At 54.9% G+C, this 22,219-nt stretch carries 18 protein-coding genes; 4 read left to right on the plus strand and 14 right to left on the minus strand.

Translation table 11 applies throughout. The features are described from left to right. Window positions 1-27 precede the first annotated feature (27 nt). A complete protein-coding gene (locus BVC71_RS05305) occupies window positions 28-999 on the plus strand; it encodes a glucokinase (protein ID WP_086450534.1) in 972 nt (323 codons plus the stop codon). Here the strand turns inward: BVC71_RS05305 and BVC71_RS05310 are convergent. The 3 genes from BVC71_RS05310 to guaB form a co-directional block, all read right to left on the minus strand. Further along, window positions 996-3,227: an ATP-binding protein gene (locus BVC71_RS05310; protein WP_086450535.1), complete on the minus strand. Its 2,232-nt coding sequence runs from the start codon at window positions 3,225-3,227 to the stop codon at window positions 996-998. The two genes, BVC71_RS05305 and BVC71_RS05310, sit on opposite strands and share 4 nt — an antisense overlap. A 126-nt stretch (window positions 3,228-3,353) precedes the next feature. Continuing rightward, a complete protein-coding gene (locus tag BVC71_RS05315) occupies window positions 3,354-4,508 on the minus strand; it encodes an RsmB/NOP family class I SAM-dependent RNA methyltransferase (protein WP_086450536.1) in 1,155 nt (384 codons plus the stop codon). Continuing rightward, window positions 4,509-5,954, minus strand: coding sequence for an IMP dehydrogenase (gene guaB / locus BVC71_RS05320; protein ID WP_086450707.1), 1,446 nt, complete (start codon window positions 5,952-5,954; stop codon window positions 4,509-4,511). A 204-nt stretch (window positions 5,955-6,158) separates the two neighbouring features. On the opposite strand from guaB, the gene BVC71_RS05325 reads away from it, so the two are divergent. After that, the gene (locus tag BVC71_RS05325; protein WP_086450708.1) at window positions 6,159-8,192 is read left to right on the plus strand and encodes an ASKHA domain-containing protein; all 2,034 of its coding nucleotides are present in this window, start codon (window positions 6,159-6,161) and stop codon (window positions 8,190-8,192) included. A gap of 275 nt (window positions 8,193-8,467) precedes the next feature. Further along, window positions 8,468-9,037, plus strand: a complete 570-nt coding sequence (locus BVC71_RS05330) for a fasciclin domain-containing protein (protein WP_086450537.1) — start codon at window positions 8,468-8,470, stop codon at window positions 9,035-9,037. 59 nt (window positions 9,038-9,096) lie between these two features. On the opposite strand, the gene pgi is transcribed toward BVC71_RS05330, so the two are convergent. From pgi to BVC71_RS05360, 6 genes are all read right to left on the minus strand, one after another. Then, the gene (pgi, locus tag BVC71_RS05335; protein WP_086450538.1) at window positions 9,097-10,701 is read right to left on the minus strand and encodes a glucose-6-phosphate isomerase; all 1,605 of its coding nucleotides are present in this window, start codon (window positions 10,699-10,701) and stop codon (window positions 9,097-9,099) included. Further along, entirely contained in the window at window positions 10,701-11,372 is a 672-nt protein-coding gene (gene pgl / locus BVC71_RS05340; RefSeq protein WP_086450539.1) for a 6-phosphogluconolactonase, read from the minus strand. Before pgl ends, pgi begins: the two co-directional genes overlap by 1 nt. 9 nt (window positions 11,373-11,381) lie before the next feature. Beyond that, window positions 11,382-12,836 carry a glucose-6-phosphate dehydrogenase gene (gene zwf / locus BVC71_RS05345; RefSeq protein ID WP_086450540.1) on the minus strand — a complete coding sequence of 485 codons (1,455 nt, stop codon included), beginning with the start codon at window positions 12,834-12,836 and terminating at the stop codon, window positions 11,382-11,384. Between the two features lie 110 nt (window positions 12,837-12,946). After that, window positions 12,947-13,531 (minus strand): HNH endonuclease, encoded by a 585-nt coding sequence (locus tag BVC71_RS05350; protein WP_086450541.1) that lies wholly within the window; start codon window positions 13,529-13,531, stop codon window positions 12,947-12,949. A 181-nt stretch (window positions 13,532-13,712) separates the two neighbouring features. Beyond that, window positions 13,713-14,378, minus strand: coding sequence for an alpha/beta hydrolase (locus BVC71_RS05355; protein ID WP_086450542.1), 666 nt, complete (start codon window positions 14,376-14,378; stop codon window positions 13,713-13,715). After that, entirely contained in the window at window positions 14,375-15,004 is a 630-nt protein-coding gene (locus tag BVC71_RS05360) for a DNA-3-methyladenine glycosylase family protein (RefSeq protein ID WP_086450543.1), read from the minus strand. The genes BVC71_RS05355 and BVC71_RS05360 overlap by 4 nt, the downstream gene beginning before the upstream one ends. Before the next feature lie 87 nt (window positions 15,005-15,091). Here BVC71_RS05360 and BVC71_RS05365 point away from each other — a divergent pair, with 87 nt between their 5' ends. After that, window positions 15,092-16,336 (plus strand): MFS transporter, encoded by a 1,245-nt coding sequence (locus BVC71_RS05365; protein ID WP_086450709.1) that lies wholly within the window; start codon window positions 15,092-15,094, stop codon window positions 16,334-16,336. Window position 16,337: 1 nt separating this feature from the next. Here the strand turns inward: BVC71_RS05365 and BVC71_RS05370 are convergent, their stop codons facing one another. The 5 genes from BVC71_RS05370 to BVC71_RS05390 form a co-directional block, all read right to left on the minus strand. After that, window positions 16,338-17,105 (minus strand): squalene/phytoene synthase family protein, encoded by a 768-nt coding sequence (locus BVC71_RS05370; RefSeq protein ID WP_086450544.1) that lies wholly within the window; start codon window positions 17,103-17,105, stop codon window positions 16,338-16,340. Continuing rightward, window positions 17,102-18,727, minus strand: a complete 1,626-nt coding sequence (cimA, locus tag BVC71_RS05375) for a citramalate synthase (RefSeq protein ID WP_086450545.1) — start codon at window positions 18,725-18,727, stop codon at window positions 17,102-17,104. The genes BVC71_RS05370 and cimA overlap by 4 nt, the downstream gene beginning before the upstream one ends. Further along, a complete protein-coding gene (gene cysS / locus BVC71_RS05380) occupies window positions 18,727-20,082 on the minus strand; it encodes a cysteine--tRNA ligase (RefSeq protein ID WP_086450546.1) in 1,356 nt (451 codons plus the stop codon). Before cysS ends, cimA begins: the two co-directional genes overlap by 1 nt. A gap of 254 nt (window positions 20,083-20,336) precedes the next feature. Further along, window positions 20,337-20,915, minus strand: a complete 579-nt coding sequence (locus tag BVC71_RS05385) for an outer membrane protein (RefSeq protein WP_165767725.1) — start codon at window positions 20,913-20,915, stop codon at window positions 20,337-20,339. A 192-nt stretch (window positions 20,916-21,107) separates the two neighbouring features. Continuing rightward, entirely contained in the window at window positions 21,108-22,202 is a 1,095-nt protein-coding gene (locus BVC71_RS05390) for an anhydro-N-acetylmuramic acid kinase (protein WP_086450548.1), read from the minus strand. Window positions 22,203-22,219: the final 17 nt, after the last annotated feature.

Below are 22,219 nucleotides of genomic sequence, written 5' to 3' on the forward strand. Positions count from 1 at the left end.
TGTGACCGCTAACATTCGGAGCTGGAGATGACCCAAACCGATCCCCGCCTTTCAATCGTTGCCGATATTGGCGGCACAAACACACGTGTTGCAATCGCGCATGGTCGTGTCGTTCAAACCGAAACGATCAAGCGTTACGCCAACGCAGATTATCCGGGTTTGGAAACTGTATTACGGCAATACATGACTGAAATCGGCTGCGCCGACCCAGATGCGGCATGTATAGCTGTGGCTGGCCCCGTCCGCGATGGTCGCGCATCCATGACGAACTTGGATTGGGCGATGGATAAAACCACGCTTCAACGCGCGACAGGCGCAAAACAGGTCGCGATCTTGAATGACTTGCAAGCTCAGGGCCATGCGATTGGGCATATTTCCGATGACATGGTGAAAACCGTTGTAAAAGGTCCAGAAGCGAACGAACACGCGGCAAAACTGATGATCGGCGTCGGCACAGGGTTCAACTGTGCGCCCGTTTACGAAACCGAAGCCGGCCGTTTAGTCACACCATCAGAGGCGGGACATGCGAACCTGCCAATTCGGAACGAAGCCGAACTGCGCCTATGTAATTATGTTTCCACGGCGCATGGTTTTCCCGCCGTCGAAGACGTTCTTTCGGGCCGCGGCCTGTCGCATGTCTATGCCTGGCTTAGCGAAGAGGCTGGCGACCCAACAGAGCTGAGCGCAGCAGACATCATGCAGCGCTGCGCCGATAAATCAGACGCCCGCGCAATCGAAGCCGCCAAAATGTTCGCGCGCGTTTTTGGAACTGTGACAGGCAACCTATCGCTAATCCACCTGCCCTTTGGCGGTGTTTACCTGACGGGCGGCGTAGCGCGTGCATTCGGTGATTATCTAATCGAATTCGGGTTTATCGATGCGATGCGTGACAAAGGCCGCTTTGCTGGCTTTATGTCCAATTTTGCCGTGCATATCGTCGAAGATGATTATGCGGCTTTGACGGGCTGCGCCGCACATCTAGAGGCGCATTGCGCCTAAGCAGCGCTGCGCCCCATCTGTTCCAATACGGTGTCCGTTAAATCGCCCAGCGAAAACGGTTTTGGCAAAAAGGCGGAATTCGGGATCAACGCCCGATTTTCGCCGAATGCATCTTCGGCGTAGCCCGAAACGAATACGACTTTCGCCTTGGGGCGCTTTTGCAATGCTTCTTTGACCCAAGTCGGCCCATCCAGTCCTGGCATGATGACATCGGTGACGAAAATATCGATGTGCAGATCAGGATCCGCCAACATAGTCAGAGCCGTTTCACCACAATCAGCCTCTAAAACGGTTAACCCCTTTAAACGCAGTGCTCGGGATGCAAAAGACCGCACTGGCGCCTCATCCTCGACCAGCAAAACCACACCTTCGCGTGACAAAAGCGGCGTCTTTTCAATGATCTGGGGCGCGATTTCTGCCTTGTCTTCGATTGGATCAAAGGACGGGAAATATAGGGTAAATACAGACCCTTCGTCCAACTCACTATCAGCAAAGATAAACCCGCCAGTTTGTTTCACGATGCCATATGCTGTCGACAAACCAAGGCCCGTACCCTCTCCGGCGCGTTTGGTGGTGTAAAAGGGTTCAAAGATTTTACCCAATTTTTCCTCCGGAATACCAAAGCCTTCATCGATGACTTTAATCATCGTGTAGTCACCGGCTGGCAGAACGGCGCGGTCGCGGTGAATCGTTTCAGAGAGAGTGATATTTGCACTTTCGATACGGATTTCACCGCCAGTTGGCATCGCATCACGCGCATTCACAACAAGGTTGATAATCACCTGTTCCAACTGCCGTTTATCGGCACGTATCTTGTGCAGATCAGGTTCTTCAGAAAAAACTAGCCTGATGCGCTCGCCAACAAGGCGGTTCATCAGATGGGTTAAATCAGACAACACGTCTGACAGCTCCAAAACCTCTAGCGAAAGGGTTTGCTTTCGAGAAAACGCCAAAAGCTGTGCAACCAAACTGCCCGCGCGATTTGCATTTTGGTGGATCTGAATCAGGTCGCCATAATCCTGATCGCCCTGATCATGACGCAGTAACAACAGGTCGCAATGCCCTGAAATTGCTGTCAAAAGATTGTTGAAATCATGAGCAACGCCGCCCGCCAATTGCCCGATTGCTTGCATTTTTTGGCTTTGAACAAATTGCGCCTCTAGCGATTTGAACTCTGTCATATCATTCAAGACCGCGATCAAATGCCGATCAGAGCCTGTACCCGTTGCGTGCAATGAAACCTGCACGAAAAAATCCTGACGATGCCCTTTGCCGCGTAAAAACTCGCGACAATTCGCACTGCGGCCTTCGGCAACATCTGACAACCATTCGATCATCGGGCGGCCCAAGCCCTCTAGCACATCGGAAAGTCTAGAATGATCATTAATTTCAACGCCTAACAACGCACAGCTTTCGCGATTTGCGGCGATAATTTCACCCGTTTTGGCAATTTTCATTAATGGCACAGGCAAATCTTCAATGGCGTGCCAATCAGCCACGGGCGGCAGTGCATTGGACACACCGGGCAAAAGAAAAACCTCCTGCCGGCCGCCTGCAATGTTTGTTGCGGCAATTACGCTGCGCAAGGGACCGTTGTCGGTATTCACCGAATAGCTACGACCCGAAATCAAATGGGATGTACCAAACAGTTTATCCAACGACCGAACCCGTTGACCCACGATCGCACGCATCGGGTCATTCATAAATAAAATCGTGCCACTGGGTCCTGCGGTTAACGCGGGCAACGACATTTGATGAGGTTTCGCCGTTGTTTCATTTTCAACTTCGGTGCAGCGCCACAAATACAAACCTGCCGCGAACTTCACGACGAACACCGTTAATTGCTGGTCACGGCCATGTATGGTTTCGGAATATGGCTTTGCTTCGGCCAACTGTTGAACCTGTAAAATCTTAGCATCTGGCATTGCAAAATAACGTCGTAACAACGTTTCATGCGACTGCCCAGCAGAGGCTGATAACAGTTCACCACGGTCATTGATTAAAAAAGCCGGGCCCTTTTCTGATTGCACAATATCACGTGCAGCCTTGATCACTTGGGTGCGACCGTAGTGGCGTACCGTAAGCCATGCGGTAAGGGTTACGAAAATACCAGCGAACAACGATGCAACGTAGATAGCGTCATCTGTTCCCGAAAATTGAAACACCGCATAAAGGCTAACGATCAGTGCAATCATTCCGATTAGGGCGATGCTGCGCGTTGTATTCATCGAAAAAATATTTCTCACGGCCTAATAGGACTCCCAGCGTTAGAGACCTGTTTGCCAAGCAAGGGTTAACGGAAAGTTAAAACGTTAACCAACTATATGAGAAAATTTCACACACTCAACCTTGGGTTAAGTGCGTTGCAAAATCGCCTGATAAAATCCGTCGCCATCCGCCGTTGGGCGAAGGCGCAATTCATCAACCACCGTCCAATTTGCGTTTTGTGATACAAACTGATCAACGACCCCGCGATTTTCGGCCTCAATCACTGAACACGTCGCATAGGCCAGCCAACCGTCGGCAGTTACATATTTCTGCGCTGTATTCAGTATGGATAGCTGGATTTCATTCAGTGCGGCTAACCGTGCAGGCGTGAATTTCCATTTTGCATCAGGCGTTCGGCGCCACGTGCCACTGCCACTGCACGGTGCGTCACACAGAACGCCGTCGAAAGATGCACCTTTGGGAACTTGCGGGGAAACGGCAATCCGTACCCCTGCCCGTTTCGCACGTGGCGCAATGTCTTTCATCCGCGCAGGGTCGCCATCATGCGCAGTGACGGAAGCGCCGCGGTCCGCCATACCTAATGATTTACCACCGCCACCGGCGCAGTAATCCAGAACCTTTGCGCCTTCGATAATCGGCAGGCGTTCGATCGCGATCTGGCTGGAGGCGTCCTGCATATCAAACAGGCCATCTTCCCATGCGGGCGATTGTTGTAAACGGCGCGGGTTGGTCAGAATGCGCAGAGCCGTCGCGGAACCATCAACAGGTTCTGCACCGATTTCAAAATCACGCAGATCACAGATTAAACGATCACGGCTAATTCGCTGCGAGTTGGTGCGGATAAACACATTGGCGCGTTCCCGCTGGGCCATGGCCACGCTGGCAGCGTCATCGCCGTAGACATCGACCAAAGGCTGCCACAGCCAATCAGGCCAATCACAGCGTTCTTGTTCCAACATATCGGCGGTATGGGCGGCCTCTTCGTCTGTTAACGGCGCGGGCGCGTGGCCTTCGCCTGTGAAAACAGCCGTCAGATCAGCACCCTCATTGCGCAGATAGCCAATCATCAACGCTCGGCCTGTATCACCGCCGCCAACAGCGGCAGAGCTGCGCATGGTGCGCAACACATCAAACACGTGGTCACGCACAGCGGCGCGGTCTTTGGACCCTGCAAAACGCGACGACCGAGACCACGCAAGTAGCGCAGCCTCGGCTGGTTGTCCGTTTTGGATCTGGTCAAGAACGGCAATCGCCGCCGCAACCCGCGCAGCTGGAGTCACTTAGCCAATCCGATAGTTTGGCGATTCACGAGTGATCTGAACGTCGTGCACATGGCTTTCCTTCAGACCAGCACCCGTGATTTTAACAAAAGAACAACCCTTGTTCATCTCAGCCACGGTTGCATTGCCGGTGTATCCCATCGCAGCGCGTAGACCGCCGACCATTTGGTGCAGAACGGTCGCTACTGGGCCTTTGTACGGCACCTGACCTTCGATACCTTCGGGCACCAGTTTGTCGTTTGCCGCGTCTTTCTGGAAATAACGATCAGCCGAACCACGCGCCATCGCGCCAAGGCTGCCCATACCGCGGTAGGATTTGAACGAACGGCCTTGGTACAGGATAACCTCGCCCGGGGATTCATCGGTGCCTGCGATCATCGAGCCTACCATCGCGCAGGACGCGCCAGCGGCGATCGCCTTGGCAAAATCGCCCGAGAATTTGATGCCGCCGTCAGCGATCACTGGGGTATCACCCGCAGCGGTCGCACAGTCGTTGATCGCGGTCAGCTGAGGCACACCAACGCCCGCCACCATACGTGTGGTGCAGATGGAACCTGGGCCAATGCCAACCTTTACAGCGTCTGCGCCTGCGTCGATCAACGCTTTGGTCGCGTCGCCAGTTGCAACGTTACCTGCGATGATTTGGACGTCGCTTTCTGCTTTGATGCGTTTCACCGCATCCAGAACGCCCTGCGAATGGCCGTGTGCGGTATCAACAACGATGATGTCCACGCCCGCGTCGATCAGTTGCAGCGACCGTTCATAACCAGCCTCGCCCACGGATGTTGCCGCAGCTACGCGTAGACGACCCAAATCGTCCTTACAGGCGGTTGGGTTCAGCACGGCCTTTTCGGTGTCCTTCAGGGTCAGAAGGCCTGTAAGTTTGCCTTTGCCATCATGGACCAGCAGTTTTTCAATACGGCGGGCGCGCATCAGGCTTTTGGCTTCTTCCAGATCGGCAGGTTCGGCCAGCATTGCCAGATCGTTCGAGGTCATCATTTCGCGCACTGGCATGTCGTCGCTGTTCGCGAAACGCATGTCACGGTTGGTCAGAATACCAACAACCAGACCGTTTTCATCAACAACAGGGAAACCTGTGAAATTGTAACGTTCAACCAGCGCTTTCGCATCTGTCAGTGTCTGATCAACGCGCAGGGTCACAGGGTTGTAAACGATACCCGATTCAAAACGCTTCACGCGGCGCACTTCGCGTGCTTGTTCTTCGACGCTCAGGTTTTTGTGGATCACGCCGATACCGCCGGCTTGGGCCATTGCGATCGCCATGCGCGATTCCGTCACCGTGTCCATCGCGGACGACAGCAGAGGGATGTTCATCTTGATCCCACGGGTCACATGCGTACGGGTGTCGGCAGTCGACGGCAGAACCGAAGAGGCCGCAGGGACCAGTAGTACGTCGTCAAAGGTGAGGGCCTCGCGAATCTCCATAATGCGCTCCATGGAATGGCTTCGTTTGGCGCTTCGCTATTACATGGATATCCCCAATGGGAAAGCCCTAAGAACAAAAAAATCCAACAAAGCCGTGTGATCAGGCGCTGCAATGACGTATCCGAACACTAACATGACGCTCATCAACCAATGACGCCGAACGCGGCGTTCTATAAACTGATCCAAAAAGCGCGAGAATACCCCATGACGACTGATCCATTAGTGATCTTTACCCCTTCTGGTAAACGCGGGCATTTCCCAGTCGGGACCCCTGTCTTGACGGCTGCACGCAAACTGGGCGTTGATCTGGATTCCGTGTGCGGCGGACGCGGCATCTGTTCGAAATGCCAAATCACTCCGTCCTATGGTGAATTTGCCAAACACGGCGTTACCGTTGCCGATGATGCGATCAGTCCGAAAAACGCGGTGGAGGACCGCTACGACGAAAAACGCGGGCTGAAACCTGGTCGCCGTTTGGGATGTCAGGCAACGATCCAATCCGATGTTGTGATCGACGTGCCTGCCGAAAGTCAGGTCCACCGTCAGGTCATCCGCAAAAGCGCGGCCCAACGTGATATCGTCATGGATCCAGCAACGTCCGTTCACTATGTCAAAGTGGCTGAACCTGACATGCACGACCCATCGGGCGATTTCGAACGGCTACAGGACGCTCTGCGCAACGAATTGGGTATGGACCGCGTCATGGTCGACCTGCCGATCCTACGTAAACTGCAACCCGCATTGCGCAAAGGCGAATGGGGCGTAACCGTGACCCTGTATCAAGACCACACGGGCGCCCCTGCCCGCATTCTGGACATCGCCCCCGGTTTTGATGAACGGCCCATCTATGGTCTGGCGATTGATCTGGGATCGACGACTGTCGCCGCGCACCTGTGCGATTTAAAAACGGGCGAAGTCATTGCGTCATCCGGTCTGATGAACCCGCAAATCCGTTTCGGCGAAGACCTGATGAGCCGCGTTTCCTATGCCATGATGAACAAAGGCGGCGATCAGGAAATGACCATTGCCGTGCGCGACGCGATCAGCGATCTGGCCCGCGAAATCGCAACCGAGGCCGACATCCCAACCGACCGCATCATGGAAACGGTGTTCGTCTGTAACCCAGTGATGCACCACCTGTTGTTGGGTATCGATCCGGTCGAACTGGGCCAAGCGCCCTTCGCATTGGCAACTGGCGACAGCCTATCGCTGGGTGCGACCGACCTAAACCTGACAGGCATGAATGACTCCGCGCGGGTTTACATCCTACCGTGCATCGCGGGTCACGTTGGCGCGGATTGCGCAGCGGTTGCGCTGTCCGAACAACCAGACCAGTCCGATGATTTGGTTTTGATCGTTGACGTGGGCACCAATGCGGAAATCCTGCTGGGTGATAAAACAGGTGTTCTGGCCTGTTCATCCCCAACCGGCCCCGCGTTCGAAGGTGCACAGATCAGCAGCGGCCAACGCGCCGCGCCCGGTGCCATCGAACGGATTGAAATCGATCCTGTCACCAAAGAACCCCGCTTCCGCGTCATTGGCTGTGACGAATGGTCGGATCATCCTGACTTTGCATCGCTGACCGCACAAACAGGCGTCACGGGCATCTGCGGATCCGGCATTATCGAAGCCGTCGCAGAAATGCGCACCGCTGGCCTACTGGACCCAACTGGCCTGATCGGCAACGCCGAACAAACCGGCACCCCACGGTGCGAGGCTGAAGGCCGCACCAACGTCTACGTCATCCACGATGACACTGCAAACGGCGGCCCGCGCATCACCGTGACCCAAGGCGACATTCGCGCGATCCAGCTGGCGAAATCCGCACTGTACGCGGGCGCACGACTATTAATGGATGAAAAAGGCGTAGAAACAGTAGACCGTATCGTACTGGCTGGTGCCTTTGGCGCGCATATCAGCGTGAAGCACGCGCTGATATTGGGCATGATCCCTGATGCGCCATTGGACAAAGTCACCAGCGCGGGCAACGCGGCCGGAACGGGCGCACGCATCGCACTGTGTTCGAAAACAGCGCGCAAGCAGATCGAAACCACGGTGCGCCAGATCACCAAAGTCGAAACGGCGATCGAACCAAAATTCCAAGAGCATTTCGTCAATGCCAACGCGATCCCACATGCGACGGACGGTTTTCCACATTTGACACAAGTCGTCACGCTGCCCGACGCGTCCTTTAATACACAAGGACAAACAGGCGGTCGTCGTCGCCGTCGCGGCTAGCCCCATCAGGCGACGCAGGCACACCCCTGCGTCGCCAATCGCGCATTCATTCGACCAGCATCATACATCCCCGTAGCGACGGTTACGGGTTTCGCTCTGGTACCCAATCATTCCAGCCGTGGCGCTACGTCGCACCCCACCATTTGGATCACTATAAATTTCCAGATTAACTGATTGTTATATTTCAGAAATAACACGCACGCGTGACCGCACCAACTGCATCCAATTCCCGCAACCCTCCGTATACCCTTGCATAACCAAACGGAGAGAGTTCCATGAAAAAGACATTCGCAGCATCGATCATCGCACTGGCACTGGGTACTGGCGCAGCATTCGCTGAATCCCACGCAATGACCGACAACCCAATGGTCGGTGGCGCACCAATGTTCGCTGACAAGAACATCGTTGAAAACGCGGTGAACTCGGCTGATCACACAACCTTGGTTGCGGCGGTACAAGCAGCAGGTCTGGTTGAGACCCTGCAGTCCGAAGGCCCATTCACTGTATTTGCTCCAGTGAACGCAGCCTTTGACGCGCTACCAGCTGGCACAGTTGAAACTCTGCTGCAGCCAGAAAACAAAGATATGCTGACCAAAATCCTGACCGCGCACGTTGTTGCAGGTGACTGGTCCGCAGCTGATATCGTATCGGCAGTTCGCGCATCGAGCGACGGTTTCTACCACTTTAACGCGGTATCGGGCGACGCATTATCCGCGCAACTATCCCCATCGGGTAACGTATACATCTACGATGAATCGGGTAACGCAGCGTTGGTCACCATTGCTGACGTGAACCAGTCTAACGGCGTCATCCACGTAATCGACGGGGTCCTGCTGCCAAAATAATCGCCACTCACGGGGAACGACGTGGCCGTCGCAGATTATCTGCGGCGGCCATTTTTATATCAAAGCCCGCGGGTTTTCAGGAACTTGACCAACTTGGCCGTCGATCCGTCTTTATCCTCAGCGCCTTGGCTACCTTCGACGATAGGCTGCAAAGCTGTCGCCAATTCTTTGCCCAATTCAACGCCCCATTGGTCATAGGAGTTGATGCCCAAAACGACGCCTTCAACGAACACACGGTGTTCATACAGCGCAACAATTTGGCCCAGCATGAACGGGTCCAATTTAGGATAGGCGATGGTGACCGACGGGCGGTTGCCTTTGAACACGCGGTGGGCCGCCTGACGTTCCAGTTCGTCGCCTTCGAATTTACCGGCAATGATTGCGCGGGCTTCATCCAGCGAACGGCCTTTCATCAAGGCTTCGGATTGGGCCAGACAGTTGGCGACCAATAGCTGGTGTTGGTGATGCAATTCAGGGTCATGGCCTTCGGCAGCGACCAAAAATTCGCATGGGATCACGCGCGTACCTTGGTGGATCAACTGATAGAACGCGTGCTGGCCATTTGTGCCAGGTTCGCCCCAAACAACTGGGCCGCTGTCAAACGGCAGGTCAGTGCCGTCCATGCTGACGCCTTTGCCGTTGCTTTCCATTTCCAACTGCTGAAGGTAGGCAGGCAAACGCGCCAAATTGTTGTCATACGGCAGTACGGCACGAGTCGCATGACCGCACACCTGATTGTGCCAGATACCGACCAGAGCCAGCAGCGCGGGCAAGTTTTCTTCCCATTTCGCGGAACGGAAATGGGTATCCATCGCCTGACCACCACGCAAAAACGCGCGGAATGCATCTGGGCCAATTGCGATCATCAACGACAAGCCAATCGGGCCCCACATCGAATAACGGCCACCAACCCAGTCTTCGAACCCGAAAACGCGAGCGGCAGGAATACCGAAGGCCGCCGTTTTATCCATTGCCGTGGAAAGCGCAGCAAACTGACCTGCGGGTTCGGTCACCGCTTCGCTCATCCACGCTTTGGCGGTGCGAGCGTTGGTCATTGTCTCGATCGTCGTGAAGGTTTTCGAGGCGACAATCACCAGCGTCGTTTCAGGATCGCACTGACGCAAAACCTGCGAAATATCAGCAGGATCAACGTTTGAAACGAAATGACAGCGCGGCCCATCGACGTAAGGCGCCAGCGCCAAATACGCCATCGCAGGTCCAAGGTCAGAGCCGCCAATGCCGATGTTGATCACATCGGTGATTTTACCACCCTGCCCTGTGAATTCGCCCGAACGGATCGCATTCGCGAAATCGGCCATGCGGTCCAGCGTTTGCCGGACCTCTGGGATGACGTCTGTTCCATCTACATCAACCGAACCACCATCCAAATTACGCAGCGCCGTGTGCAACACCGCGCGGCCTTCGGTTTCGTTGATTTTATCGCCCGAGAACATCGCATCGCGGCGTTCGGCTACTTTGGACTGGTCCAAAAGACCGATCAGCATGTCGCGCGCATCAGAGTCGATGTTGGTTTTCGAATAATCAAACAACAGCTCACCCGCTTGTGCCGAAAAATCATCGGCGCGGCGCAGGTCCAGCATGTCTTCGATACGACGAGATTTGATGGTGTCGTAGTGGGATTTAAGGTCGTCAAATTTGGTCATTAGCTTTCGGCCCAATGGACAGTTGCGCCAGACAAAATTGACGCAACGGGTGCTTCGTCTGCGGACAGGTGACGCGCTTTTTCCAGAGCTTCGCGTTTATCCGCGCCTTTGATTACAATGTGACGGCGGATCGCATGACGCAGCACATGCGCAGACAGTGTGATACGCGGCTCTGGTGCGCCAGGTGCGCGCATCGGATACAAAATGTCCGTACCGTGAAGCGCATCATTCAAACGATCAGCGCCAGGGAAAATGGATGCCGTGTGCATATCAGCGCCCATGCCCAGCAGGCAGACGGAAATCGGCAGTTTGGGCGCGATATTCGCCGACAGTTCGGGCAATTTTTCTTCGGCGGTGCCGCCGTCGGCGTATAGCGGCAGGTAATTCGCCGCCGCCGCGCGATCAACTAGCAAACGCTGTTTCAACAGTCGGGTGTTGGAACGATCGGAATCCTCTGGCACCCAGCGTTCATCGGTCAGCATGACGTTAACGCGGGCCCAATCCAGATCGACTGCGCAAAGTTGGTCAAAAATCGGACCAGGTGTTGTGCCACCCGGAACGGCCAAGGTTGCAAATTCATCCGACTGTAGGCTTTCGCGCAATTCCCCTGCGATCACATTCGCAAGGTCGATCATCATCATTTCGGCGTCAGCGTATTCGATTAGTTCCATTGTCTTTCCTTAGCCTTTGATATCGCGCCAACGACGTCCATCGCGGTGCATCAACATCAACGCATCATCAGGGCCAGAGGACCCCTGATCGTACCATTTTGGAACATCATTGCGTTTGTTCCAGCCCTCGATGATTGGATCGGTCCATTCCCACGCAGCTTCGACTTCGTCGCCGCGCATAAACAGAGTCTGGTTGCCACGGATCACGTCCATGATCAGGCGTTCATAGGCATCAGTGACATCGTCAGCCTCTTCGCCCAACGCTTCGGAAAATGTCATGTCCAGCGGCACGTCGATCAGGCGCATACCGCCTGGGCCAGGTTCCTTGATCGTCACCTGAAGATCGATACCTTCGTTCGGCTGTAGGCGGATCGCCAGAATGTTGCGGTGGCGCGCCTCGTCGCCTTCGAAAATCGAATGGCCCAGATCTTTGAACACCACAGCGATTTCAGATGCGCGGGCTTTCATCTTTTTGCCAGTGCGCAGGTAGAACGGCACGCCAGCCCAACGCCAGTTGTTGATGTGGCAGCGCATCGCGACAAAGCTTTCGGTGAACGACCGTGGATTTTCCGCGTCATCACGATAGGACGGGCTGTCGCCATCGGCGTCATACTGTCCGCGCACAATGTGATGCGAATCCACAGGTTGCAGCGCACGGATCACCTTGAGCTTTTCGTTGCGAACCTCGTCCGCTTCGAATTTGCTGGGCGGCTCCATCGCGATCAGGCACAGCAGCTGCATCAGGTGGTTTTGCACCATGTCGCGCATCGCGCCCGATTTATCGTAATAGGCACCACGGCCACCAACGCCGACAGTTTCGGCAACGGTGATTTGGATGTGATCAACGTAGTGGTTGTTCCACAGCGGTTCGAACAGCACGTTACCAAAACGCACGGCCATCAGATTCTGAACAGTTTCTTTGCCCAGATAGTGGTCGATGCGGTAAATCTGAGTTTCGTCGAAATATCCCGCCAGCGTCGCGTTCAAGGCTTTGGCCGTTTCCAAATCGCGACCGAACGGTTTTTCGACGACGATGCGGCTTTCGCTATTTGCGATTTCATGGGCGTGCAGACGTTCGGCCAGATCACCAAACAGCGATGGTGCGACCGAAAAATAGAACGCGCGAACAACGCCGTCGCGCATTTGGCCGGCCAGTTCTTTCCACCCACCTTCACCTTTGGCGTCGATGGCAACGTAAGCCAGCTTGTCCAGAAATTCGGCAATCGCGGCTTTTTCGGATTTCTCAGGTCCGCCGAATTCTTCGATCGCATCTGCGACCATTTCGCGGAAACCCGCATCATCCATTTCGGAACGAGCCGCACCGATGATGCGCGATTCCGGGGTCATTTGACCCGACAGATACCGGCGGAAAAGACCCGGTAGGATTTTACGACGAGCCAGATCGCCCGTGCCACCAAAAATCACCAAATCGAATGGGTCGACCGGAATTACGCGAGATACCATTTTTGTCTCCGCCTACTGCCTAATGTTCGTTAGCGCTAACGCGCGAACCTGTTACACCTTCCCCAACGGGAAGTCTAGCGCGAGTGAAACAAAATGAGACGCGAATAGCCTTATGCTTCTAGCTCTGCATCCCAATACAGATAGTCTAACCACGTATGGTGCAAGTGATTAGGTCGGAATTTACGCCCATAATTGCGTAATTCCTCGGCTGTTGGCCGCCGTGGCGGTTTAGACAGCGACAATCCTGACTGTTTCAGCAGCTTTGAACCTTTTCGCAGGTTACATGGGCTACAGGCCGCAACAATATTTTCCCACGACGTGATGCCCCCATGTGCGCGGGGCAAAACATGGTCGAACGTCAAATCACCCTTGCCACCGCAATACTGGCACTGAAATTCGTCCCGTAAAAAAACATTAAAGCGCGTGAAGGCCACGCGCTTTTGAGGTTTTACATAGTCTTTCAGTACGACAACCGACGGTATTTTCAGCTCCATCGATGGGCTTCGGACGACGTCGTCGTAGGTGGCGATAATATCGACTCGATCCAGCCACGCTGCTTTTATCGCTTCTTGCCATGGCCATAGGGACAACGGATAATATGACAGCGGACGATAATCCGCGTTCAGCACCAGCGCGGGATTTTTCCGCAGCCCTGCTGGATCACGTACAAAATTCGTCCTGAAATCGCCGTCCATCGCAGTAAAACTCCCCTGCTCTGTCTACCTTTTCGGTACCAGAGCGGGAGCAACCCGCCCCAGCATAGTTACAACTATATATCGTGCGGCAAACCAATCAAGCCTCACAATATCGTTGAAATACCATGACAACATAGGGGCGCGTTGTAACAGTAGAGTGACCGTTTTTCAGGCAGTTTGCCTAGTAACCCAGCCGTTCCCGCATGAATGCCAGCGCGACAGACAGACCGTCATTGTCGATGCCGTGGCCTGTACCTTTCATGATATGGGCGAAAACCTCTTTCCAACCTGCGTTTTGCAAGGTTTCAGCAGCTTGCGGCAAGGATTGCACAGGCACCACATCATCCGCATCACCATGGACCAGCAAAACTGGCGGTTTGGATTGGGCTTCGTCCTCTAGCAGTTCTGGTTCCAGCAGACGTCCGGAAAACGCCACGATACCCGCAACAGGATCTTCGCGGCGCGGCGCCACGTGCAGCGACATCATCGTGCCTTGGGAAAAGCCGAACAACATAACCTGTTCGGGCAGCAGGTCTTCGTCGACCATTACGCCGTCCAGAAACGAGTTCAGATCATCGGCAGCACGATACAGACCTTCGCGCGATTCTTCCTCGCTCGATCCATCAATCCATGGGATCGGGAACCACTGGTATCCCATTGGGGACCCCGCGCAGTTTTCGGGCGCATCAGGTGCGATAAACAGGGTGTCAGGCATATGTTCACCCAGAACATCCGCTATACCCAACAAATCCGCCCCATTGGCGCCGTAGCCATGTAGAAAAATCACAGCCGAACGCATCTCTCCGGATACGGGTTCGCGGCGGCCAGCCTGTAATGCGCGTGTCATCTGATACCTTCCCTATCTTTTGCCACCTTGTAGTAGGCCCACAGCAGTCGCGCTGCAACAGCGCGCCATGGCGACCAGTCGTTTGCCATCAGCCGCAGTTGTTTTTCGGTCGGCCTATTTTCCATTTGAAACAGGATTTTCGCGGATTCCTGTAGCGCCAGATCACCTGGGGCGAATACATCCGCGCGCCCCAATGCAAACATCGCGTAAATTTCGGCTGTCCAAACACCGATCCCTTTAACAGCGGTCAGTGTTTTTACGACGTCGTCAGTTGGTGCTGTTCGCAAAGCGATAAAATCAATATCGGCATCTGCCAAAGCCTTCGCATAGGTCGCTTTTTGACGGCTTAGACCGATCGCACGCAATTCATCGACCGTAGAGGCGCGAATAGCATGCGGGCGCGTCATACCTGCCTGTTCGACCCGAGCCCAAATCGCATTGGCAGATGCGACACTGACCTGCTGACTGACAATTGCCGACAAAAGCCGGTCAAAACCGTCCTCTGTACGACGCAGCGGGATTGGTCCACAGGCATTCGCGGCAACTGCGAATTCCGGCACATTGACCGAAAGCCAATCAATGCCTTCGGCGATACACGCGTCGGTTTCGATGATGCGACCAATCATGTCGTTTTCCTAATTTATCCAATCAAACGGATTGACCAAGTGGTTCAAACCAACAACAAAGTCGTTACCCATTCAGGACACATATTCATGACGATTGAAATAGTTGACGATTCACGCGCCCGCAGAAATGTCGTGGTATTGGTCATAGCGCAGGCCATTTTGGGCGCGCAAATGCCAATGATTTTTGCGATTGGCGGACTGGCTGGGCAAATGCTGTCGCCCGATCCATGTTGGGCAACCTTGCCGATTTCCATGATCGTGTTCGGATCAATGACAACCGCGCCATGGCTTTCACCCCTGATGCAGCGGAATGGCCGGAAATTCGGGTTCATGATGGGCGCGTTTTCAGGGATGGTTGGCGCAATGGTCGCGGCAATCGGCCTGTATTTTGGGAATTTCCTGCTATTTCTGGCAGGCTCGTATATCACCGGCATCTACATGTCGGCCCAAGGTTTCTACCGATTTGCTGCTACGGATACCGCGTCTGATGGGTATAAACCAAAAGCGATTTCCTATGTCATGGCGGGCGGTCTGATTTCTGCGATCGTCGGGCCGCAGCTGAACAAAGTCGTCGGCGACATCAATCCTGTTATTCCATTTTTGGGCAGCTACCTAACGATTGTCGCGATCAATTTCTTTGGTCTGTTTTTGTTTATGTTCCTGGACTTGCCCGCAGGAACCCGCGGTCAACCAACCGCTACCAAACCTGTTCTGCGCAGCCGCAAAGCAATGCTGACAGACCCGCCCATTCTGGTCGCAATTATCGTTGGTATGGTGTCCTATGCGTTAATGAACCTTGTCATGACGTCAACGCCACTGGCGGTGGTCGGCTGCGGATATGGCACTGATAATTCAAACGATATTGTCACCGCGCACGTATTGGCGATGTTTATCCCATCGTTCTTTACCGGCCATTTAATCGCACGATTTGGCGTCACACGCATTATGGCGCTGGGTCTCGTTGTCCTTGCCTTTGCAGGCATAGCTGCATTGGCTGGCGTTCATATCGCAGACGAAGCAACCGCCCCAACGCTATTTAGTTTCTACGCAGGTCTGATTTTACTGGGGATCGGCTGGAACTTTGGCTTTATCGGCGCGACGGCCATGCTGTCGAAATCCCATTCGGCGGATGAACGCGGAGTTGTGCAAGGCCTGAATGATCTGATCGTTTTTGGCGGCGTAACCGTTGCATCGCTGGCGTCGGGCGGGTTGATGAACTGTTCGGGCGGATCACCCATCGACGGCTGGACAGCCGTCAACATGGCGATGGTGCCGTTCCTTGCGCTGGCAGGCGGATCGCTGATCTGGCTCGCGCTGCGGCCAAAGGCCTAAATCACCAACGGCCCGCCGCAGATTTGATCATCAGGGTCGATTTGCGGCGGAATTCGGATGTACCCAAACGCCCGACTGGCACGGCCTGCGGATCACGGATCGCCTGTTTCAACAGGTCCTTGGCCCGCCAACCTGCCCGCAACGCTGGCACAGCCGATCCAAAATCCGTGCGACGCTGCTTATCCAACATACGCAGACCGTAATCGGCAAGGTTTTTGACCTCTGCCAGCGTTTCATGCGCAAAAGGTTTGCGCCCTGCTGCTGTGATTGCAGGCACGGCCAAAAACCAGTTCGCGATGCCCGACGCAATCGCCGCTTCGCGTAGGTCGGATTCCATGTCTTGCGAAGCACCCAGCGACAGCGCAGCCAAAACGGTCAAGCTACCAGCGCCGCGGTCGATATGGGCGATCACGTCCTCTTCGTTTGTGAACAGATCGTTGTTGATGTCCCAATACCGCGCGTTGATCAGGGTCGAAATAACGGACGGAGGCAATGCCGCCTCTTTCACCACCTGCGCAAATGGGCCTGCAACCTCGTGCGCGCGCGGGTCTTTGCCGTCGATCACCTCTTGCACGATATCTTGCCACCATTGCAGGCGCATCTGGGCGATCATCGGTTCCTTGGTGATCCACGGCGCCTTTGCGACCTCTAGGTTAAAGGCATAGATCGGGAACAGGCGCTGGCGCTGTTCTGGCGTTGCTGCCATCGCGGCGAGAAAACGATCAGGGTCGCCTTGACGAACCAGTTCGGCACATGCGTTTACGGTCATACCGCCACTGCCCCATCCTGAACCAATTTCCAATTTACCGCATCAATCAGCGCATCAAAGGACGCATCGATGATGTTCGCGGACACACCAACAGTCGACCAGCGGCGGCCGCTGGTATCTTCGCTATCGATGATGACACGGGTTACAGCCTCGGTCCCGCCGTTGGTGATGCGGACCTTGAAATCGACCAGCTCCATGTCTTCGATGATGGACTGATATGGGCCCAGGTCCTTGGCCAAGGCTTTGGACAGCGCGTTCACTGGGCCGGCGTCTTCGAACTGATCTGCGCCGTCGTTTTCATAGAACGACGTCACGCGCTGCGTGCCGATCCAGACGGAAACGACCGCTTCGGAAACCGAGATAACCTCGCCCTTTGCATTGCGGCGGCGTTCGGTGATGACGCGATAGCGGTCAACGTCAAAGAACGGGCGCGGCGTGTATAGCACCTCGCGGGCCAGCAATTCGAAGGACGCCTGCGCCGTGTCATAGGAAAACCCTCGCGCTTCGCGTTCTTTGATTTCGTCCAAAAGTCGCGGCAAGGCTGGATCTTTGGGATCAACGTCAAAACCAGCGTCGGCCAAACGGCGGCGCAGGTTGGACTGGCCCGCCTGATTGGACATCGGGATGATGCGGCTATTGCCGACCAGCGCGGGGTCAACGTGTTCGTAGGTGCTCGGGTCTTTTAGGATCGCGCTGGCGTGCAAACCTGCCTTATGCGCAAACGCCGATGCGCCCACATAAGGCGCCTGTTTGGCAGGCACGCGGTTCAGGATTTCATCTAGCAGGCGCGACAATTTGCGGATGCTTTCCAGTTTTTCTGCAGGAATGCCCGTGTCATAGGCCGATTTATAGGGCTCTTTCAGCAGCAGCGTCGGGATAATCGTCGTCAGGTTCGCGTTACCACAACGTTCACCCAGACCATTCAGAGTGCCCTGAATTTGGCGCACACCTGCATCCACGGCCGCCAGCGAATTGGCAACCGCGTGGCCCGTGTCGTCGTGGGTGTGAATACCCAGATGAGACCCCGGAATACCCGCGGCGATGACCGCGCCAATAATGTCTTTGACTTCCTGCGGTAGCGTCCCGCCGTTTGTATCACACAGCACAATCCACCGCGCGCCAGCATCATATGCAGCGCGGATCGCGTTCAGCGTAAATTCAGGGTTCGATTTATACCCGTCAAAGAAATGTTCGGCGTCAAACAGCGCCTCGCGACCCGAAGCCACGATATGTTCGATCGACGCGCGGATGTTTTCGATGTTTTCATCCAGAGTGATCCCCAGCGCCGTCGTCACATGGAAATCATGGGATTTGCCGACCAGACAAACCGCGGGGGTTCCCGCATTCATCACCGCCGCCAAAACATCGTCATTCGCAGCAGACCGCCCTGCCCGTTTGGTCATGCCAAATGCGGTCATAGTCGCGCGAACCTTTGGCGCGGCATCGAAAAAATCGCTATCGGTCGGGTTCGCACCAGGCCAGCCGCCTTCGATGTAATCAATGCCCAATTCGTCCAGCGCAACCGCGATCCGCTGTTTTTCAGAGGTCGAAAACTGCACGCCTTGGGTCTGCTGACCATCGCGCAGGGTGGTATCGTATAGATACAGCCGTTCTTTGGTCATCACAGGTCCTCCAGTTTTGCAGGATCAAAGCCCGCGCCCGGTAGCAATTCAACGCCCGCTTTGGACATGCGCACCTCAACCCCCGCAGCCATCAGCGCAGATTTCATCGCGTCAACCGCGCTAAAGTCTTTGGCTTCCATCGCAGCGGCGCGAACAGCGGCAAGTTTGTCCGCATAGGCCGACAGATCAACGCCCGCCGCCCATTCACCCAACTCGTCCGTTAGGAAACCCAAAAACTGCGCAGAGGCAAGGAAGGTTGGCAAATCGCCTTTGGACAACACATGCAGACGCGCAATTGCGCCTGCCGTGTTCAGATCATCGGCGACGGTAGCGACCAACTCGGCATCAACTTCGCCCGCATCTACTTCAGCGGTTAGATTGCGCCAGCTACGCAAAGTCGCTTCTGCCTCTTCGCGTTTTTTGTCGGTCCAATCCATTGGCTTGCCATAGTGCGTACCTAGCATGACCAGACGGACCACTTCGCCCGGAATGCCCTGATCCAACAAGTCGCGAACGGTGAAAAAATTTCCCAGCGATTTGGACATTTTTTTACCCTCGACCTGCAACATTTCGTTGTGCAGCCAAGTACCCGCAAAGTCGCCTTCAGGGTGAGCGCAGCAGCTTTGCGCGATTTCGTTTTCGTGGTGTGGGAACTGCAAATCGTTGCCGCCGCCGTGAATGTCGAACGATGCGCCGAACAATTCATAGGACATCGCCGAACATTCGATATGCCACCCCGGACGGCCGCGGCCCCATGGGCTGTCCCAGCCTGGGGTTTCGTCGTCCGACGGTTTCCACAGAACGAAATCCATTGGATCTTCTTTGAACGGAGCAACCTCGACCCGTGCGCCTGCGATCATGTCATCCACTGAACGACCAGACAGAGCGCCGTATTTTTCGTACGACCGAACGCGGAACAGAACGTGGCCTTCTTTGGCATAGGCATGACCTTTGACGATCAAGTCTTCGATCATGGTGATCATCGCGCCAATCCATTCGGTTGCGCGAGGTTCGTGGTTCGGACGCAGGGCACCCAGCGCATCCATGTCATCGTGATACCAGCCGATGGTTTCATCTGTGATATCGCGAATTGGGCGACCCGTTGCCGCCGCGCGAGCGTTGATTTTGTCATCAACGTCGGTGAAGTTCCGCGCGTAAGTCACTGCACTTTCACCATAAACATGGCGCAGCAAGCGATACAGAATATCAAAAACCAGAACGGGACGTGCGTTGCCCAAATGGGCGCGATCATAAACTGTGGGGCCGCAGACATACATCCGCACGTTTTGCGGATCGATCGGGGTAAAGACCTCTTTCGCCCGGGTCTTGGTGTTATGCAGTTTGATCGTCGTCATCAGCTGTCCCTTTTGCGCGCGGAATTGCCCCGCGGGCTTTAGCAACAAACGTGTCTGGATGAAACGTGAAAGAGCAGCCCGCGGACAAATGTCAGCAGGTAATAATGCAAATAATGATGTTTGCGTGGCTCTTCATGCCTGTACCGTGACCGATCAGATCCTGTTTGTCCATGAAAAAACCCGCCAGAGCGAACTCTGGCGGGCAGGCAGGATGACAAAGGCGATGGGGGCGCCTTTGCCGTGGGGGACAAGCCTTAGAATGTGAACGCCGCGCGCAGTGCCAGCGAGTCAGCAGTGATATCCGAACCGGTATCGTTATAATCGTCGTACTGATGCGACAGGTATTCTGCACCCAGACGGACAGAGTCGGTCATCTGGTAATCCAGACCCAGACCTACGACGTAACCGGTATCATCGGTATCATCAGCCAGATTGGTCTGTTCAACACCTGCGGTGATGTATGGCATCCATGCGCCTGCATCGTAACCAGCGCGCAGCTTCAGCGCAGCGGTCGAGTCGACTTCGTCAATGTCGTAACCAGCGATTTCAGCTTCGGCACCCAGAATGTAGTCACCGAAGTCGTAGTTATAACCAGCGAACAGGCCATAGGATGCGCCGTCTACATCGTCGCCAGCGGCTTCGTCAGTGAATTCGCCATAACCCAGCGAACCACCGGCGTAGAAACCGCCCCAGTCAGCCGAAACAGGTGCTGGAACAGCAGCAACAGGTGCTGGTGCAGGCTCTGCTACAACAGGAGCCATACCGCCTGCAAATGCAGGTGCAGCAGCGATTGCGGTCAAAGCCGAAGCCGAGAGGATAACTTTCTTAAACATAATCGAACCTTTCATATGTCTTATTTCGAGCAAGCCGTTTTGGCCGTCGTTGAGACATAGATAGGATTGATTTTCGAAAGTGAATTCACAGAAATGTGTGGTGCGCACATATCGGCAAATTTCCGCATAGGGTGCATCACATTCGGCTACAATCCGCCACCACTGTGTTACCAACCCCTTGAAAGTCGTGATCTAATTCCCAGTGGGCCGACTAATGGTTCCCCCGCCTATTGCAGCGCGCACACCTGTTGTTGCGGGACAAGAGGTCGGCAAGCCATGCGCCACACGCACAGCCAGATAAGCGAAAGCTTGAGCTTCTAACATATCACCATCTAGGCCAACGTCCTCGACCGGTAAAACTGGACAATCCAAACCGGCCGTCAGCATGTCCATAAGTGTTGCATTCTTTCGCCCGCCACCGGTCACATACACGGCCGAAGGTTTTGACGGACAATGATCCATCCCCTGCACCACCGCCATGGCGCAGCACGCCGTCAATGTAGCTACGGCATCATTTGGGGCCAACGGCGCGATCCAGTCGGTCAGGACCGCAAAATCATCTCGGTCTAACGATTTGGGTGGCATTTTGTAGAAATAGCTGTGGGACAGAAATTTGCCCAACACGTCGTCGTCGACATTGCCTTTGCGGGCGACCGCGCCGTTGTCGTCATAGGCCTGACCAAAATGGGTCAGCATGTAATCGTTGATTGGCGCATTTGCGGGCCCTGTATCAAACGCGACCAAAGCGCCGTCTTCTTCTGGTGCGGATTTGGCTGGATCAATCCACGTCAGATTGCCAACGCCGCCTAGGTTAAGGAACATAACAGGTGCTGTCGCACCAAGGTATTTTGCCAAAGCGAAATGATAAAACGGGGCAAGCGGCGCGCCCTGCCCGCCCAATCGCACATCCGCCGATCTGAAATCCCATGCGACTGGCGTGTTCAGAACCTCGGCCAAGATCGCGCCATCGCCGATTTGTAATGTACCGCGGCCCGCCGGATCATGGGCGACAGTTTGGCCATGGAATCCAATCAGATCGCAGGGGTCAAATCGTGACAATATCTGCGCGTGGGCGGTTTCCACCACCTCTGCGGCATCATCAACTTCATCCCATTTCCCCAAAGCTGCGCGAATGACATCGGATTCGCCTGGGGTATAGGGACGGAAGTCGCTGGGACCAAATTCATAGATTTTTTCGCCATCGGTCACCAAAACCGCAGCGTCCACCCCATCCAATGACGTTCCCGACATAGTTCCAAGCGCCCGAATAGGCCCAAGTTTCAACATCCGCTTTCCCTCCGCCA

Source organism: Marivivens niveibacter (assembly GCF_002150005.2).
Classification (GTDB): Bacteria; Pseudomonadota; Alphaproteobacteria; order Rhodobacterales; family Rhodobacteraceae; genus Marivivens; species Marivivens niveibacter.